Source organism: Flavobacterium sp. Sd200 (assembly GCF_009826935.1).
Taxonomy (GTDB): domain Bacteria; phylum Bacteroidota; class Bacteroidia; order Flavobacteriales; family Flavobacteriaceae; genus Flavobacterium.
On sequence record NZ_WUMN01000006.1, the window covers coordinates 171,935 to 187,350 of the forward strand.

Genomic DNA, 15,416 nt, shown 5'->3' on the forward strand with positions numbered 1-15,416 from the left:
TTTATAAGTTTAAGTTATAAGCCAGTCTAACAAAATAAGAACGACCGTATGCTTTATTAATAACATCGCTTCCTCCGCCGTGGCCCATAGTAGCCCCCTGGGTTAAAGAACTGCGTGTGTTTGTAATATCCAGTATGTTTCGGGCACCAACGGTAACCTCAAGCGTTTTTTTCAGGAATCTTTTTCTTACTGTGGCATCCATCCAGCTAAAAGAGTTAATTCTTGTTACTGCAAATATTGAATTATTGTTCTCATCTACAGTTTCTAACATTATAGGCTCCCTGCCGTTAAGTTTATAGAATAGCGAGAAATCAGTATCCCATTTAGGCACAACATAATTTAGGCTGCTGTTTAACTGAAAGGCCCATAAAAATGAATCGTCTGAAGTTACAGAACCGTTGCTCTTTTTTTGTGATGTACTTACTAAAGCAGCGCCTAATTTAAACGACAGGTTGTTATATTCAAACTGATGGCTTGTATTAAAGTTCAGCATTTTAAAGCTATCCGTATTTATATATTTGCTACGAAGTGGTGTAAAGCTTATTTGCACAAGGCTAATCCTATCAGTAACATCAATGTAGGTAGTCATTAAACTGTTAGTCATTTTTAAACCCGAAGCAAAATCAGTAGTTTTTTTAAGGTTTAGATCTATCGATATACTTTCTTCCGGCACGAGGTCTTCATTACCCTGAACATCATGGTTAGCATCTACCATGTAGGTATAAAGCTCGTCAAAATTTGGTGAACGGTATGATTTGCCTAACGATGTACGGGCTTCTATACCATGATCAAACAGGTAGCGAAGACCAACCGATGCGGCATATTGGTTGTCAAATTTATTCTGGAACGAATATCGTGCCCCGGCACGACCTGAAAAGCGCTCTGTAAAAGCGGTTTCAAGGGCGCTGTAAACATCATAGTTGCTTAGTGTGGCATTTCTGTCAACAGGCTGGTTGTCTTCATCTTTAAATATGCCTGTAGCGGCAGATGCAAAACCTTTTTCGTTTACAAGTTCATAACCCACCTGCAGGTTATATTTCTTGTTGTTGAGTATGTTGCTAAGACTACCGGTGCTGTAAAGTATTTCGGTACTTTGGTAGGTAAGTCTCTCATTATCTGCCTCGCGATGCTCTTCTATAAAATACCTGTAATTTTCAAAATCACGATTCTGTTTTTGATATGATGCAGATATGTTGAATGTTATATCGTTAACCAAATGCCCTGATGAATTTAAATGATGGTATTGCCTTTCGGTAATGTAACGTCTGTCGTTGCCAAATGGTTTTGGCTGAAAAGGATAATTCGGACTCAGGTTGACAATAGTATCATACGAATCTATATTTTCATGAAAATAGTCAAATTTATAGAAAGCGCGAACCCTGTTTTTCTTATAAGTAATCATACCGTTGCCCACATACTGCTCTTTTGGTCGCCATCTGTAGCCACGATCTCCTGTAACAGTAGAGTGTTCTCCTCCCATATCGTCTACAAAGCCTGCAAAATCGTTGCGGTTACCACCAACAGATACAAACCAGTTTTCTGATATATTGTGCGATATTTTTAATGACTGAATGTGTCTGCCCCTGTCGTCAAGATTATATTCGCTCCCTACAGTTTCTTCCTGCAAAGCGGCATCTATTTCCCACTTGTGCTTTGTAGCTTTTTTTGTAATGATGTTTATAATACCCGAAACAGCATTGGCACCATGTGTTACACCCATAGAACCCTCAATTATTTCTATCTGTTCAATATCATCGAGGTTTATTTGTGTAAGGTCGATATTGTTGCCAACACCGGTATCACTCACTAATGGTACATTATCAACAAGGATCTTAAGATACTGGCCGTCTAATCCAAACATAGACACTGTAGAGCGTCCTTGTCCTGTATCCTGGGTAACATTAATGTTGAGGTTGAAGTTTAAAAGATCGGCCATGTTATTAGCCGCCTGTCTTTCTATATCATCACGGGTAATTACTTTTACATTAAAAACTGATTTCCTTATAGATTGCGGTTCCGGTTGTCCGGTTACTACCACTTCATCAAGTTTTGTAGCGTGAATGGTGTCTTTGATTTTATCCTGCGAAACAGCACTTATTGTACATAGTGATGCCAGGCAGATAAATGATTTCGCTTGTTTGAGCATTATTAAACAACTTAGATTTATTCTAAATTGCAAAGCTAAGCTCCATGTTTTAGATATGCAAATTATTTACATTAATTCTAAATAAGAATTCATGTTAATAATTTTCATCGTGAGCTAGTTTAATAAACCTTAATGATTTGAAAAAGATATTAAGCAGACATAAAAAAACTGCCCCTAAAAAGAGGCAGTTTAAAAATATATCTTGTTTGAGGCTTATAGATCGAAACCTATATTTACTCCAAGTTTAGACGCTATAAGTTTGGTAATTCGGGCTTTAAGCTCCGGTATCCTGATGCTTTCTATAACCTCATTGCTAAAGGCATACATAAGCAATGCTTTTGCTTCTTTTTTAGGAATACCACGGCTTTGCATGTAGAACATGGCGCTTTCGTCAAGCTGGCCCACAGTACAACCGTGCGAACATTTAACATCGTCGGCAAATATCTCTAACTGCGGTTTTGCATTTATAGTTGCCTTCTCACTTATCAATATGTTGTTGTTTTGCTGGAAAGCATCGGTTTTTTGCGCTTCTTTCTCAACATATATCTTGCCGTTAAATACTCCTGTTGAATTACCGTCAAAAATACCTTTGTAGTTTTGGTGGCTTTCGCAGTTTGGCGAGGCATGCTGCACCAGCGTATAGTGGTCTACGTGCTGCTTATCGCCTATGAGGGTAATGCCTTTCAGCGTGCTTTCAATACGCTCGCCTTGGTGGTAAAAATTAAGGTTGTTCCTTGTAATGTTACCTCCAAACGAAAAAGTGTGCACAGATGCGTTGCTTTTGCCTTTTTGAGCTATATAGGTATTGTCTACCAGGTTTGCTGTTTGCTGGTCGTTCTGTATCTTATAGTAATCTACAATGGCACTTTCAGCCGCAAATATTTCAGTAACGCTGTTGGTAAGTACCGGATTGCTGTTAAGGCTTTGATGCCTTTCTATAATTTGCACTTGTGCATTTTCACCAACAATAACAAGATTGCGCGGCTGTACCATAAGGGCAGATTCGTTTCCGGTAGAAAAATACATTATTTCTACAGGTTTATCTGCTACCTTATTTTTTGGAATGTTAATAAAAGCACCCTCAATTGCAAATGCAGTGTTTAATGATGTAAGGCTTTCGTCTTTATTGGCAATTTTATTGAAGTATGCATCTATAACCTCTTTATACTTTGGTTTTGTAAGTGCCGACGACATTAGGCATATGTCCTGCCCGTCGTGAGTAGTTGACGATAGAAACGAACTGAAAATGCCATCAATAAACACCAGCTTGTAGGTGTCTATTTCGTGTAAAAAATATTTTTTTACATCGGCATAGTTCAGCACTGTGTCGTTTTTAGGGAACACTGTGTAATCGTTTTTAAGTACCGCATTTAACGATGTATACTTCCAGGCCTCTTCTTTTTTTGTAGGGAAGCCTTTATTTTCAAAATTCTTAAATGCCTCGGTGCGTATGTTATGCAGGTCTGCATTAACATCAATGCGCTCCTCAAAAGCCATAAAAGAAGATAATAGTTTTTCTTTTAAATCCATTACATCAGTCTAAAGTTTTAAAGTCTAAAGTCATAAAGGACTTAGCAAACTTTACTTATTAAGATATTTTATAAAACCGCTTAGCAGTCTCGATATTTCTGTTACTTCAGAAAGTAATTCATGGAAAACTTCCTGAGATATATAATTTAAATCCAATGCCAAGTACAATTGCGAACGAACTTCTGCCGCTGAACCTTTAGCTATATAAAGAAAATGTATAAATTCTTTATCTGTATTCCGCTCAAAACCCTCGGCAATGTTAGACGATATAGAAACAGAGCACCGCCTTATCTGTCTTGCCAGGTCAAAGTCTTTTCTGAGTGCTTCAGTATCAGTTATAAGATAAATTCTTTTATTAAGTACCCTGGCTCTTTGCCACGAATTAATTTCCTCGAAAGAATTAAATTTACCCATTTAATAACTTTATGACTTTCGACCTTTGACTTTAAGACAAATATTTAGTTCTCCGATTTAATCCAGTCGTAGCCTTTTTCCTCAAGTTCGTAGGCAAGTTCTTTACCGCCTGATTTTACTATTTTACCGTTGTAAAGTACGTGAACAAAATCCGGTACAATATAGTCAAGAAGCCTTTGATAGTGCGTAATCACAATAACGGCATTGTCTTCGTTACGCAGTTTGTTTACACCATTAGCCACAATACGAAGTGCATCAATGTCAAGACCTGAGTCAGTCTCGTCAAGAATAGCCACTTTAGGCTCCAGCATGGCCATCTGGAAAATTTCGTTACGTTTTTTCTCGCCACCCGAAAAACCCTCGTTAAGCGAACGCGAAAGGAACTTGCGGTCTATTTCTAAAAGTTCGCTTTTTTCGCGAATTAGCTTTAGCATTTCATTCGCCGGCATTTCTTCAAGACCGTTAGCTTTGCGGCTTTCATTAATGGCGGTTTTCATGAAGTTGGTTACCGATACTCCCGGTATCTCTACAGGATACTGGAATGACAGAAACACACCTTTGTGTGCTCTTTCTTCAGGAGCAAGTTCGCCGATGTCTTCGCCTTCAAGGATAATTTCGCCATCGGTTACCTCATAATTCTCATTACCGGCAATAACCGACGATAACGTACTTTTACCCGAACCGTTAGGTCCCATTATGGCATGAACTTCTCCGGCTTTAACCTCAAGGTTGATGCCTTTTAATATGTCTTTGTCTTCTACGCGTGCGTGTAGGTTTTTTATTGATAACATTAATTTGGAAATTTGTTAATTTGGAAATTTGAAAATTCCTGTACTTACTTTTGTTTTGATGTTATAATTATTTTATTCGCAATCCTTGATATATTTTGAAGTCTCGTAATTAAATCTTCCGGATTCGGATAATTTTCAGAGAATTTACATAATTCAAGCCAATAAAAAGTTTCCTCTATTTCTTTAGCTGCTATTTTAAATTTATGGATAAAATCAGCTTTACTTTCTGCATTTTGAGCTTCCCGTATATTTGCTCCGATGGATGTTCCCGATTTCAACAACTGATTTGCAATTACAAATTTTTTGTTGTCTTGTAGTAATTCACAATATTTTACTATAAACAATGCAAATTCAAATGTTTGCGTAACAATTATATTTTGTTTAACTTCCATTCAAGGCATTTTCAAACTTTCAAATTATCTCATTTTCAAATTTACCCTACAGATCCTTCCAAGCTTATCTCCAATAACTTCTGCGCCTCCACGGCAAATTCCATAGGCAGCTTGTTCAATACATCTTTGCTAAAGCCATTTACAATAAGGGCAATAGCTTTTTCTGTAGGAATGCCGCGCTGGTTACAGTAAAACACCTGGTCTTCGCCAATTTTACTGGTGGTAGCCTCATGTTCTATTTTTGCCGTCGTATTTTTCGACTCAATATAAGGGAAAGTATGCGCGCCACAGTTATTGCCCATAAGCAGCGAGTCGCACTGGCTAAAGTTGCGCGCATTCTCTGCACGGCTGCCTATTTGCACTAACCCTCGGTAACTGTTTTGCGACTTACCCGCACTGATACCTTTAGAAATAATAGTACTCTTAGTGTTTTTGCCAAGGTGTATCATTTTCGTGCCTGTATCGGCCTGCTGGTAGTTGTTGGTAACGGCAATAGAGTAAAACTCGCCTACCGAATTATCTCCTTTAAGCACGCAGCTCGGGTATTTCCAGGTAACGGCACTACCGGTTTCTACCTGTGTCCAGGATATTTTAGCGTTCTTTTCGCAAAGCCCGCGCTTGGTTACAAAGTTAAATACACCGCCTTTACCGTCTTTGTTCCCTGGGAACCAGTTTTGCACCGTGCTGTATTTAATCTCGGCATCATCCAGGGCAATAAGTTCTACTACGGCAGCGTGAAGCTGGTTCTCATCACGGCTTGGGGCAGTACAACCTTCAAGGTAGCTTACATAGCTTCCTTCATCGGCCACTACAAGCGTGCGCTCAAACTGACCCGTTCCGGCCTGGTTGATTCGGAAGTAAGTGCTTAGCTCCATAGGGCAGCGCACCCCCTTAGGGATATAGCAAAACGAACCGTCGCTAAACACAGCCGAGTTTAGGGCTGCATAAAAATTATCTTTTTGAGGCACCACAGTGCCCAAATATTTCTTAACCAACTCCGGATGCTCTTTTATAGCCTCAGATATTGAGCAGAAAATAATACCTTTTTCGGCAAGTGTTTTCTTAAATGTAGTGGCCACCGAAACAGAGTCCATTACAATATCAACCGCTACACCTGTCAGCTTTTTTTGTTCGTCTATAGAGATGCCCAGTTTTTTGAATGTTTCAAGCAACTCGGGGTCTACCTCGTCAAGGCTCTCATATTTTGCCTTTTTAAGCGGTGCCGAGTAATACGATATTGCCTGAAAATCAGGTTTTTCATAATGTACGTTTGCCCACTCCGGCTCAATCATCTGCACCCATGCACGATATGCTTCAAGGCGCCATTCGGTCATCCACTCAGGTTCTTCTTTCTTTTTAGAAAGGGCACGCACAATGTCTTCACTCAACCCGTTAGGGAAAGTGTCACTCTCTATATCAGTATAAAAACCGTACTCATACTCTTTGGTCTCGAGTTCGATCTTTAATTCCTCTTCTGTGTATTTGCTCATTTTTTAGTTTAAATGTTTAAAGTTTAAATGTTATAAAGTACTTAGCAGGTACTTTATAAAACCACTTAATAACTTTGATATATCACTCACCTTTAAACTCAGATTGTCAAATTCTTCATTAGAAATATAACCTAAATCTGAAGCTAAATAAAGTTGTGAACGAAATTCTCCGGCTGATGCCTTTGCAATGTAAAGAAACCTGATAAACTCTTTAGCTGTCTCTCTTTCAAAACCTTCGGCAATATTAGAAGAAATTGATACGCTTGATCTCCGCATTTGGTCTCTCAAACCATAATCTTTTGCAAAAATCTCATTATTATTAGTAACCCTGTAAATTTCTGTGTTAAGTTCTCTTGCTTTTTGCCAGGCAATAATTTCTTCGAAAGAATTTAATTTAGCCATGTCGGAACTTTAAAAACATTGAACATTTTCACTTTCAACTAGAGAGAGAAACTCTCCCCACACCCACAGGTTCTGCTGGCGTTAGGGTTGTTAAAAACAAAGCCTTTGCCGTTAAGTCCGCCGCTAAACTCCAGTATAGTACCGGCAAGGTAAAGCACACTTTTTTTGTCTACGGCTATTTTAACGCCATTATCTTCAAATACCTTATCGCTTTCGTTAACCGCATTGTCAAATTTCAGTTCGTATGACAGGCCGGAACACCCGCCGCTTTTTACCCCTACCCTTATATAATCGGTAGCAGCATTAAAGCCATCATCTTCCATAAGCATAATAGCCCTTTTCTTTGCTGAATCAGATACTTTTATCATAATTTCAATCCTTTACAATTAGTGTAAATTTAGTGCAAAGATACCACATTTTTGCGTAAAGCAATAAGCGGTACCTTATTTATGTATATAGCAGTATAAGCAATAGTTATACCACACTATTAATATTTATTGTCTAAAGAAATTTATAATGAAATAAAAAGATTTAAATGCCATAAGGAACCTAATAGCACAAAGCGAATAAATTCTTAGCACTCTTTAAAGAAAGCGAGCGTTTCTTTAAGCAATGCTTCCCGGTTTTCTATATGACTCATGTGGCCATGAGGGTAGGTAACCAATTTCACGTCGGTGCCCTCTGCCTGGTCGGCATGTTCGGCATATATAAGGCTTTGGTCTTTTTGACCCAAAACCAGCAGTTTGGCATAAGGCCCAAAATGGAGTAGCACTTCTCTGTCTTTTCTGATTTTCATGCCTTCGAGCGCAGCAACAATGCCCTGCAAAGGAGTTTTTAGAGCTTCTTCGCGAAGTGCCTCAATATCAGCAGCAAATTTTTCTCGATTCTCTTCGCTGAATAAATTAGCTATAGACATACGCACAAAAGCAGTGTGGTTTTGTTTAACGGCAGCAATCGCACGGTCGCGGTTGATTTTACGCTCGTCGCTGTCGGCTCTCGAAGTCGAGTTTTGAAGCACGATACCCTTAACTGTGTCGGCATACAGTTCGGCATAGGCCAAAGCCACGTAGCCTCCCATTGAATGCCCCATTAAAATGGCCTTGCGAATGCGAAGGTGGCTTAGCACCGCCTGAACAGCATCGGCCATATCTTCCATAGTGTGCACATAGCCCAGGCATCCGGTTTGACCATGGCCTAAAAGATCTATGGTAATAACCCTGTATTTTTTGGCATATTCTTCTGTAAAAACATTCCACATACTGCTGTTTTCTAAAAAACCGTGCAAAAGCACTATCGCAGTGCCTTTGCCGGTTTCGTTATAGGCTATGTTAATGTTTTTGTATTGAAGCTGTTTCATGTTTTTTAATACACACCCTGTGTGCTACAGGCGTACATTTGCAAAAATAAATCATCTGTGCCAATACAGCAATATGTACCTCTTAATTATATGCTAATACTCTCAATAGCTTTTTGTAGCGAGGTTTCCTGTATGCCCGGTATTTTTGTTCCTTCGGCACGAATAACCTCTACATCGGTAACGCCAATAAACCACAGTACGTTTTTTAGATATGGGGTTGCATGGTCATAAGCTGCCATTGGCCCGTCTGAATATACACCTCCTGATGCCAGTGCTATATAAACTTTTTTGCCTTGTACTAAGCCTTCAGGTCCGTTGGCACTATAGCTAAATGTTACTCCTGCCTGTACAATATTGTCTAACCACACTTTTAACGATGAGGGCACCCCGAAGTTTATAAACGGCAGGCTTATAACAACAATATCTGAAGCCAAAAGCTGTTCAACAGCTTTGGTAGCATGTGCCAATTCGGAAATTTCCTGTTCAGTTCGCAAATGTAATGGTGTCATGAGTGCATTAGTGCGGCTTTCGTTTAAGTGCAAAAGCGGATCGGTTTCAAGGTTGAGCGTAGTAACCGTACTGCCGGGGTTGGTATTGGTTACACGGTTGATTATTTCGTTGCCCAACCGGGTACTTACAGATTCTGCGCCTCTTGTACTGCTGATAATGTGCAGGATATTTTTCATTCGGTTAATTTTAAAATTGTTAATTGGTCAAAATTATTTATATTTACTTTCAAAAAGTTAGTAGTTTACTATAGGTTAGTAGTAACATAAAAGTTAGTGATCTTAAATGATGGAAGAGCCAATAACATTTCCGGGAGTAAATACACAAGCCTGCAGCGTAAGACTTAATGCCGTGGGCGATGCTTTGTATGTAATAGGGGGCAAGTGGAAACTGCGTATTATAATAGCATTATCTGAAGGGCACAGGCGATTTAACGAGTTGCAAAGAGCTATAGAAGGTATATCTGCAAAGGTGCTGAGCAACGAATTAAAAGACCTTGAAATAAACGGTTTTGTAAAACGTACCGTTCATACTGGCACTCCTGTGGTGGTAGAATATGAACCCACCGCCTATACCGGAAGCCTGCACAATGTGCTTACAGCCCTTGCCGAGTGGGGGATGATGCACCGCGAAAAACTGAGAAGAGAAGGGTAAATCAATTAATAAATCTTTAACGCTCAAAATAACTTTACATACCCGTCTTTCCTAATTGTTTCCTATTTGCGCAAATAGTTTTGTGGGCAAATAGAACAATTATGAAGAAGATATTTGCCCTTACTGCCCTTGTTTTTGCATTTTGTGTTGCAAACGCACAATCATTATCCGATACTATTCCTAAAACCGATGTGCCCAAAAAGCCATTAAAGCTTAGTCATGCCGAGCCATTGTATATAGACCTTATCCGCGATCTTGGAGCGTGCAAAGGTGAACGAGAACTGAACCTTGGCTTTGGTATTAACAACGAAAAAGAATATGTTACCTACAGCGGTTTTGCCGAATATGAATTTGCCATTGCCAACAGGCTGGGACTGGAGGTTGAAGTTCCGTTCGAAATGTATTCGCATACCAATTCACATCCGCAGGGTTCGCTTCCGGCTAATAGGGTAGAGGGTATAAAGCTGGCTACCCAATATACTTTTTTAGTGTCGGCAAAGTACCAAACTTCTATGGCGGTGGGTTATATTCAGGAAATGGAATTCTCGTCGCTACCCGACATAGACCATCATGGCAAATTGTTTGAAGGCACTGTTTACAACCCCATTTTTATTGCGGCCAAACGGCTTACACCACACATACATACTTTGTTGTACACCGGCCCCATGATTCGTCAAACTTTTGAAACCAACGAGTGGAACACGTCGTTAGACGTTAATGCTAACCTTCACTATGTATTTACTAACGGCAACTTTGCAGGTTTGGAAACCAACATGGAGTTTTTAGACGGCAAACCCTCTTTTGTGCTGCATCCGCAATTTAAGGTAGCATTTTCTAAAAAAGTTAGTTTAGGCATTGTAGCGGGGTTACCACTATCGGGCAATAATCATACTATTAGCGGAATGACAAGGATGATATGGGTGCCGTGATGGATAAATTTGGTACAAGATTTGTGTTTTTCAAAGATATGGACGATTTGATGAAGAAGGAGCAACGAAGCAAAATGATGCGAGCTATTAAAAGTAAAAACACAGCAATAGAAGTCCGTTTAGCTAAAGCATTATGGCACAAAGGCTATAGGTATAGGAAAAATGATAAATCGGTTTTTGGGACACCAGATCTTGTGTTTAAAAAATATAAGATTGCTGTTTTTGTCGATGGAGAATTTTTTCACGGTCACGATTGGGAAACAAAGAAAACAAAACTCAAAGAAAACCGGGATTATTGGATTTCAAAAATAGAGAGAAATATGGAACGTGACAGGCAAGTTAATGAATATCTATTGTCAAAAGGATGGAAAGTATTACGCTTTTGGGGAAAGGATATTAAATCGAATCTGTCTGTTTGTGTTAAAGTCATTGTAAATGAGATTGATGAAATGAGGTGCAAAATTTTTTATTTAGATGCTATAAAAAATCTATGAGAGATTCCTTTTTTTCTTGAATTATATACTTTAGATTTGTAACCAATGCATAAGGTTACACAATATGGTTATAAAAGATTATTATACATTAGCGGAGGCTTCTGAACTTATCGGAAAAGACAAGAGTACATTGAGAAGGTGGGATAATGAGGGTAAGTTACCTGCTGTACGCGAACCGATGAGCAACTATCGTGTTTACAGAAGAGAGGATTTGTTGCCTTTTAAAGAGTTTTATTCTGACATTTCGGAGACGATCTCAAATTTTGTTGAACCTAAAGGTCTATATACTGTTTTAGAACTTTTTGCTGGAGCAGGCGGCCTTGCTATTGGTTTGGAACAGGCTGGAATTAAATGTGTTGCGTTAAATGAAATCGATAAATGGGCGTGTGAAACGTTACGTGCTAATCGCCCAAACTGGAAAGTGCTGGAAGGTGATGTAAGGAACTTTGATTTTAAAAAATATGAAAATCAAGTTGATGTCGTTACCGGCGGATTTCCCTGTCAGTCATTTAGCTATGCAGGCAAAAGACTTGGTTTAGAAGATGCACGCGGAACATTATTTTATGAATTTGCTCGAGCTGTAAAGGAGGTAAAACCACTGATATGTGTTGGAGAGAATGTAAAAGGCTTACTTAACCACGATGGTGGTAAAACACTTGAAGGAATGATATCTATTCTAGATGAGATTGGCTATAAAGTAGTGCCTGTAGAGGTATTAAAAGCCATTAAATATAATGTTCCTCAAAAAAGAGAGCGATTGATTTTGGTGGGAGTGCGCAAGGATGTTGAGGTTCAATATGAATATCCTAAGCCCTACAAAAAAATCTACACGCTTGCAGATGCCTTGAAAAAAGGCACGCTTTATAATTCAGATGTTCCATATTCTGTTGGTGCTAAATACCCTAATAGCAAGAAAGAAGTTTTAGACCTAGTCCCACAGAAAGGATATTGGAGGGATTTACCTATTGAAATACAAAAAAGCTTTATGGGTAAAAGTTTTTATTTAGGCGGTGGAAAAACAGGAATGGCTAGACGTATAGGATGGGATGAACCTTGTCTAACCTTAACCTGCAGCCCTGCACAAAAACAAACGGAACGTTGCCATCCTGAAGAAACAAGGCCGTTTACCGTACGCGAATATGCAAGGATACAAACATTTCCAGATGAATGGCAATTTAAAGGATCATCTGCACATCAATACAAACAGATAGGAAATGCTGTGCCTGTTAATTTAGGCAAAGAGATTGGGTATTCTATTGTAAGTTTTTTGAATAAGGTTTACAATTTATCAAATTCAAACAAATCGGATTTAGTAACTTCATCGGTAAGTTGATTAAGACCTTCATTAAAGAAGTCATTGGCTTCTAAGTTTGAAATAGTAATATGTAGTGCGACGACTAACTTATCGTAGAATTCTTGAAATCCAGTTAATCGATACCAAAAATCCCTGCCTATAAATACTGGGTGGATATCATTAATTATTTTATAATGTCTACTTAACTGACTTGTATCTCCATAAAGAACCCCAACAACAAAATCATTATTACTTACACCTTGTAGCGCAGTATTCGTCCTAGCGAGTCTAATTGTTTTAGAGAATTCTTCAATCATTGGTTTCACATCTCCAGAATTGATTGTATTAGGGCCTGATTTTAATTGACACCATTTTTTTCTACCATCAATTTTATCAATGAATTCTATATCCATGCCTGGTATAACTGATCCTTCTGCTATTCCGAGTATAACAAACATTTTTTGTATTGATGTTCCAAATGATGTATTGATTGATGTTCCTAATACACGAGGATAGTATAGTGCTTTTGCCACAGCCTCTGGAGTATAATCATTAACTAATACTTTTGATAAATACTTAACAACAATTGGATTAATTTTGTATTCTCGTAATTTTGAGTGCTTACGTATCACAGCAGCCATATGTTGTTTAAAAATATTTTTTTCTATGTATTCTGTAATAATGTTTAAAAGTGTTTCTTCACTCATCATTTTGTTTTTGAGTTCAAATATACTATTAAGAGCTTAAAGTAGATATAATATAAATTCTTAATTACCAATTATACCAACAAACATAAAATTCAATTATATGTATAGAAATGCTGCCACTATAAACAGTTTGGAATGTTGTGCTATTGAATCCGAATGGCTTGTCAAAAAAAATTAATAATGGACATCATTAAGAAGGAACTAATTGATGGAGAATTTTTTGAAGCTGAAAAATGGGGTATACCGCAATTGTTTTTTGATAAACTTAATCAGGACGATCATGAATGGCATGAATTTCAAAGTATAGAAATAACAACCGAACCAGCTTATTCTATTATGCTTATTGAAGAGTTGCTAAATAAAGTTCTAATAAGCTAACTACTCCACCCCAATCCTAAGTTTATTAAGCGTAAAAGCCTCAATGGTATCTATGTAGTCTATTTCGTCCCAGTCGGTTTCGTCATGAATGGCCTCAAACTCCTTGGCCCACACAATAAACTCGGCAATATCATTACGGGAGTTGCCTGAAAAAAATCCTTTTTGCCCGGCAAGGTAAGCAATATCGGCAAGTGCTTCAAAAAGGCGGTTATCTTGTATTGTGTAAGGTAAATCGTTCATACAAAAATGGTTATAAATACAACAAAAAAGTGTTGCAATATTGTAATTTTTTTGTTTCAAAACATAATGAATATGTTAAGTTATCAACTTTTTTATGCACGCATATTATAACAGGATCTATCTTACAACATTCAGTTTTAAATTATGGCCGCCAAAATTAGAAATATTATTTGTGGACAACTTAAAAATATTGTCAAACAACTGTTACCCTCTAAATTTTAATGTGCTTAACTTTAATATAACTTAAATTTTATATTTTTGACCCCATAAATTATAGGGTATAATGGAAAAAACTATTGAAAAACGCTGGATAGCTGCTTTTGCAATTACCGCAGCGGTTGCCTTAACCGGACTTTTTTGGGATCATGCACATGTTGACACTCCCAACACACAGTTTAACTCTACCGATGCTATAGTGCCTGCCGATGTGGCTTGGTTGCTAACCGCTTCGTGCCTCGTGTTGCTCATGACACCCGGGCTTGCCTTTTTTTATGGCGGTATGGTGGGACGCAAAAACGTAATAAGCACCATGCTTAAAAGTTTTATTTGTCTTGGTGTTATTAGTCTGCTGTGGGTAACAGTGGGATTCAGTCTTTCTTTTGGCAGTCCGTTGGGCATTGATATAGACGGTACTCATTATGGCCTTATAGGAAACCCGCTCGATTTTGCTTTTTTCGATTATGTAGACGAGCACCCTAACGCCACTATGGCCACTACCATTCCGTTTATACTGTTTGCTCTTTTCCAAATGAAGTTTGCCATTATAACTCCGGCCATCATTACCGGTGCCCTGGCAGAGCGTATACGTTTTGTGTCGTTCCTGCTGTTTATTTGCCTTTTTTCTTTATTAATATACACTCCGCTGTGCCACATGGTGTGGCATCCTAACGGACTTTTGGGCAGTTATTTTCATGTAAAAGATTTTGCCGGAGGTACAGTAGTACACATGAGTGCGGGTTTTGCTGCCATTGCAGGAGTACTTGTAATTGGTAAGCGTAAGCATTTAGAATATATACCCACTAACATTCCGTTTGTGCTTTTGGGCACAGGACTGTTGTGGTTTGGCTGGTTTGGCTTTAATGCCGGTTCATCATTAGCTGCAAATCACACTGCTGCTATGGCTTTTGCTACTACGAGTGTGGCATCGGCATCAGCAATGCTAACGTGGGTGTTCTTTGACCGCTTAAACGGACGCAAAGTATCGGCTTTAGGAGCCTGTATAGGCGCAGTTGTAGGACTTGTAGCTATTACACCTGCCGCAGGGTTTGTATCGGTGCCTAAGAGCATGTTTTTTGGCTTTATAGCGGCTATTGTTAGTAACGCTATGGTAAACTGGAAAAGCCTTAAGCGTTTTGACGATACACTCGATGTTTTTGCCTGCCATGGTGTAGGCGGTATTATGGGTATGATCCTGACTGCAATTTTTGCCGAAGGCGAAAACGCCAGCCTTTTACACGGCGGCTGGGGCATTTTTAGCCACCATATGATTGCTTTGGTGTTGGTTGCAGCTTTCTCGTTCTTTGGTGCTATTGTGCTTTATAAAATAACTAACCTGTTTATACCGTTACGCGTTAGCGAAGAAGCCGAAGTTCAGGGTCTGGATATGTCACAGCATAATGAGACTATAGGATAAAACCAAAATATTATAAATAGTTAAGGCTGCCCATCGGCAGCCTTAATTGTTTTAAACG

18 protein-coding genes are annotated in these 15,416 nt (G+C 38.6%); 6 read left to right on the plus strand and 12 right to left on the minus strand.

What is annotated here, in order from left to right:
• Position 1 precedes the first annotated feature (1 nt).
• The 10 genes from GR160_RS15710 to GR160_RS15755 all read right to left on the minus strand — a co-directional run bounded on the left by GR160_RS15710 (position 2) and on the right by GR160_RS15755 (position 9,208).
• A complete protein-coding gene (locus tag GR160_RS15710) occupies positions 2-2,146 on the minus strand; it encodes a TonB-dependent siderophore receptor (RefSeq protein WP_160750842.1) in 2,145 nt (714 codons plus the stop codon).
• A gap of 213 nt (positions 2,147-2,359) precedes the next feature.
• Entirely contained in the window at positions 2,360-3,676 is a 1,317-nt protein-coding gene (sufD, locus tag GR160_RS15715; protein ID WP_160750843.1) for a Fe-S cluster assembly protein SufD, read from the minus strand.
• Positions 3,677-3,727: 51 nt separating this feature from the next.
• Positions 3,728-4,090 (minus strand): four helix bundle protein, encoded by a 363-nt coding sequence (locus GR160_RS15720; protein ID WP_160750844.1) that lies wholly within the window; start codon positions 4,088-4,090, stop codon positions 3,728-3,730.
• A gap of 44 nt (positions 4,091-4,134) precedes the next feature.
• Entirely contained in the window at positions 4,135-4,881 is a 747-nt protein-coding gene (gene sufC / locus GR160_RS15725) for a Fe-S cluster assembly ATPase SufC (protein ID WP_160750845.1), read from the minus strand.
• Positions 4,882-4,925: 44 nt separating this feature from the next.
• On the minus strand, positions 4,926-5,273 hold the full coding sequence (locus GR160_RS15730) for a four helix bundle protein (RefSeq protein WP_160750846.1): 348 nt from the start codon (positions 5,271-5,273) through the stop codon (positions 4,926-4,928).
• 41 nt (positions 5,274-5,314) lie between these two features.
• Entirely contained in the window at positions 5,315-6,763 is a 1,449-nt protein-coding gene (gene sufB, locus GR160_RS15735) for a Fe-S cluster assembly protein SufB (protein ID WP_160750847.1), read from the minus strand.
• A gap of 30 nt (positions 6,764-6,793) precedes the next feature.
• Positions 6,794-7,165 (minus strand): four helix bundle protein, encoded by a 372-nt coding sequence (locus tag GR160_RS15740; protein ID WP_160750848.1) that lies wholly within the window; start codon positions 7,163-7,165, stop codon positions 6,794-6,796.
• Between the two features lie 38 nt (positions 7,166-7,203).
• Entirely contained in the window at positions 7,204-7,533 is a 330-nt protein-coding gene (locus GR160_RS15745) for an iron-sulfur cluster assembly accessory protein (protein ID WP_160750849.1), read from the minus strand.
• Positions 7,534-7,739: 206 nt separating this feature from the next.
• Complete coding sequence (locus GR160_RS15750; protein WP_160750850.1) at positions 7,740-8,522, minus strand: alpha/beta fold hydrolase; 783 nt, start codon at positions 8,520-8,522, stop codon at positions 7,740-7,742.
• An 86-nt stretch (positions 8,523-8,608) separates the two neighbouring features.
• Complete coding sequence (locus GR160_RS15755; RefSeq protein ID WP_160750851.1) at positions 8,609-9,208, minus strand: FMN-dependent NADH-azoreductase; 600 nt, start codon at positions 9,206-9,208, stop codon at positions 8,609-8,611.
• Between the two features lie 106 nt (positions 9,209-9,314).
• Here GR160_RS15755 and GR160_RS15760 point away from each other — a divergent pair, with 106 nt between their 5' ends.
• From GR160_RS15760 to dcm, 4 genes are all read left to right on the plus strand, one after another.
• A complete protein-coding gene (locus GR160_RS15760; protein ID WP_202390801.1) occupies positions 9,315-9,683 on the plus strand; it encodes a helix-turn-helix domain-containing protein in 369 nt (122 codons plus the stop codon).
• 101 nt (positions 9,684-9,784) lie between these two features.
• Positions 9,785-10,612: an HAEPLYID family protein gene (locus GR160_RS15765; RefSeq protein WP_160750852.1), complete on the plus strand. Its 828-nt coding sequence runs from the start codon at positions 9,785-9,787 to the stop codon at positions 10,610-10,612.
• A complete protein-coding gene (locus tag GR160_RS15770) occupies positions 10,600-11,106 on the plus strand; it encodes a very short patch repair endonuclease (RefSeq protein WP_237421237.1) in 507 nt (168 codons plus the stop codon). The genes GR160_RS15765 and GR160_RS15770 overlap by 13 nt, the downstream gene beginning before the upstream one ends.
• Before the next feature lie 64 nt (positions 11,107-11,170).
• Positions 11,171-12,439, plus strand: coding sequence for a DNA (cytosine-5-)-methyltransferase (gene dcm / locus GR160_RS15775; RefSeq protein ID WP_160750853.1), 1,269 nt, complete (start codon positions 11,171-11,173; stop codon positions 12,437-12,439).
• Here the strand turns inward: dcm and GR160_RS15780 are convergent.
• On the minus strand, positions 12,385-13,110 hold the full coding sequence (locus GR160_RS15780; protein WP_160750854.1) for a PmeII family type II restriction endonuclease: 726 nt from the start codon (positions 13,108-13,110) through the stop codon (positions 12,385-12,387). The genes dcm and GR160_RS15780 overlap by 55 nt on opposite strands.
• Positions 13,111-13,287: 177 nt before the next feature.
• Between GR160_RS15780 and GR160_RS15785 the strand changes: the two genes are divergently transcribed.
• A complete protein-coding gene (locus GR160_RS15785; protein WP_160750855.1) occupies positions 13,288-13,485 on the plus strand; it encodes a hypothetical protein in 198 nt (65 codons plus the stop codon).
• On the opposite strand, the gene GR160_RS15790 is transcribed toward GR160_RS15785, so the two are convergent.
• The gene (locus tag GR160_RS15790; protein WP_160750856.1) at positions 13,486-13,725 is read right to left on the minus strand and encodes a hypothetical protein; all 240 of its coding nucleotides are present in this window, start codon (positions 13,723-13,725) and stop codon (positions 13,486-13,488) included.
• Positions 13,726-14,008: 283 nt separating this feature from the next.
• Here GR160_RS15790 and GR160_RS15795 point away from each other — a divergent pair, with 283 nt between their 5' ends.
• A complete protein-coding gene (locus GR160_RS15795; RefSeq protein ID WP_160750857.1) occupies positions 14,009-15,358 on the plus strand; it encodes an ammonium transporter in 1,350 nt (449 codons plus the stop codon).
• Positions 15,359-15,416: the final 58 nt, after the last annotated feature.

What these genes read in the sequence shown, in the direction of transcription:
- GR160_RS15710 (WP_160750842.1), bottom strand. Translation starts at nt 2,146, where the DNA reads ATGCTCAAACAAGCGAAATCATTTATCTGCCTGGCATCACTATGTACA.
- sufD (WP_160750843.1), bottom strand. Translation starts at nt 3,676, where the DNA reads ATGGATTTAAAAGAAAAACTATTATCTTCTTTTATGGCTTTTGAGGAG.
- GR160_RS15720 (WP_160750844.1), bottom strand. Translation starts at nt 4,090, where the DNA reads ATGGGTAAATTTAATTCTTTCGAGGAAATTAATTCGTGGCAAAGAGCC.
- sufC (WP_160750845.1), bottom strand. Translation starts at nt 4,881, where the DNA reads ATGTTATCAATAAAAAACCTACACGCACGCGTAGAAGACAAAGACATA.
- GR160_RS15730 (WP_160750846.1), bottom strand. Translation starts at nt 5,273, where the DNA reads ATGGAAGTTAAACAAAATATAATTGTTACGCAAACATTTGAATTTGCA.
- sufB (WP_160750847.1), bottom strand. Translation starts at nt 6,763, where the DNA reads ATGAGCAAATACACAGAAGAGGAATTAAAGATCGAACTCGAGACCAAA.
- GR160_RS15740 (WP_160750848.1), bottom strand. Translation starts at nt 7,165, where the DNA reads ATGGCTAAATTAAATTCTTTCGAAGAAATTATTGCCTGGCAAAAAGCA.
- GR160_RS15745 (WP_160750849.1), bottom strand. Translation starts at nt 7,533, where the DNA reads ATGATAAAAGTATCTGATTCAGCAAAGAAAAGGGCTATTATGCTTATG.
- GR160_RS15750 (WP_160750850.1), bottom strand. Translation starts at nt 8,522, where the DNA reads ATGAAACAGCTTCAATACAAAAACATTAACATAGCCTATAACGAAACC.
- GR160_RS15755 (WP_160750851.1), bottom strand. Translation starts at nt 9,208, where the DNA reads ATGAAAAATATCCTGCACATTATCAGCAGTACAAGAGGCGCAGAATCT.
- GR160_RS15760 (WP_202390801.1), top strand. Translation starts at nt 9,315, where the DNA reads ATGATGGAAGAGCCAATAACATTTCCGGGAGTAAATACACAAGCCTGC.
- GR160_RS15765 (WP_160750852.1), top strand. Translation starts at nt 9,785, where the DNA reads ATGAAGAAGATATTTGCCCTTACTGCCCTTGTTTTTGCATTTTGTGTT.
- GR160_RS15770 (WP_237421237.1), top strand. Translation starts at nt 10,600, where the DNA reads ATGGGTGCCGTGATGGATAAATTTGGTACAAGATTTGTGTTTTTCAAA.
- dcm (WP_160750853.1), top strand. Translation starts at nt 11,171, where the DNA reads ATGGTTATAAAAGATTATTATACATTAGCGGAGGCTTCTGAACTTATC.
- GR160_RS15780 (WP_160750854.1), bottom strand. Translation starts at nt 13,110, where the DNA reads ATGATGAGTGAAGAAACACTTTTAAACATTATTACAGAATACATAGAA.
- GR160_RS15785 (WP_160750855.1), top strand. Translation starts at nt 13,288, where the DNA reads ATGGACATCATTAAGAAGGAACTAATTGATGGAGAATTTTTTGAAGCT.
- GR160_RS15790 (WP_160750856.1), bottom strand. Translation starts at nt 13,725, where the DNA reads ATGAACGATTTACCTTACACAATACAAGATAACCGCCTTTTTGAAGCA.
- GR160_RS15795 (WP_160750857.1), top strand. Translation starts at nt 14,009, where the DNA reads ATGGAAAAAACTATTGAAAAACGCTGGATAGCTGCTTTTGCAATTACC.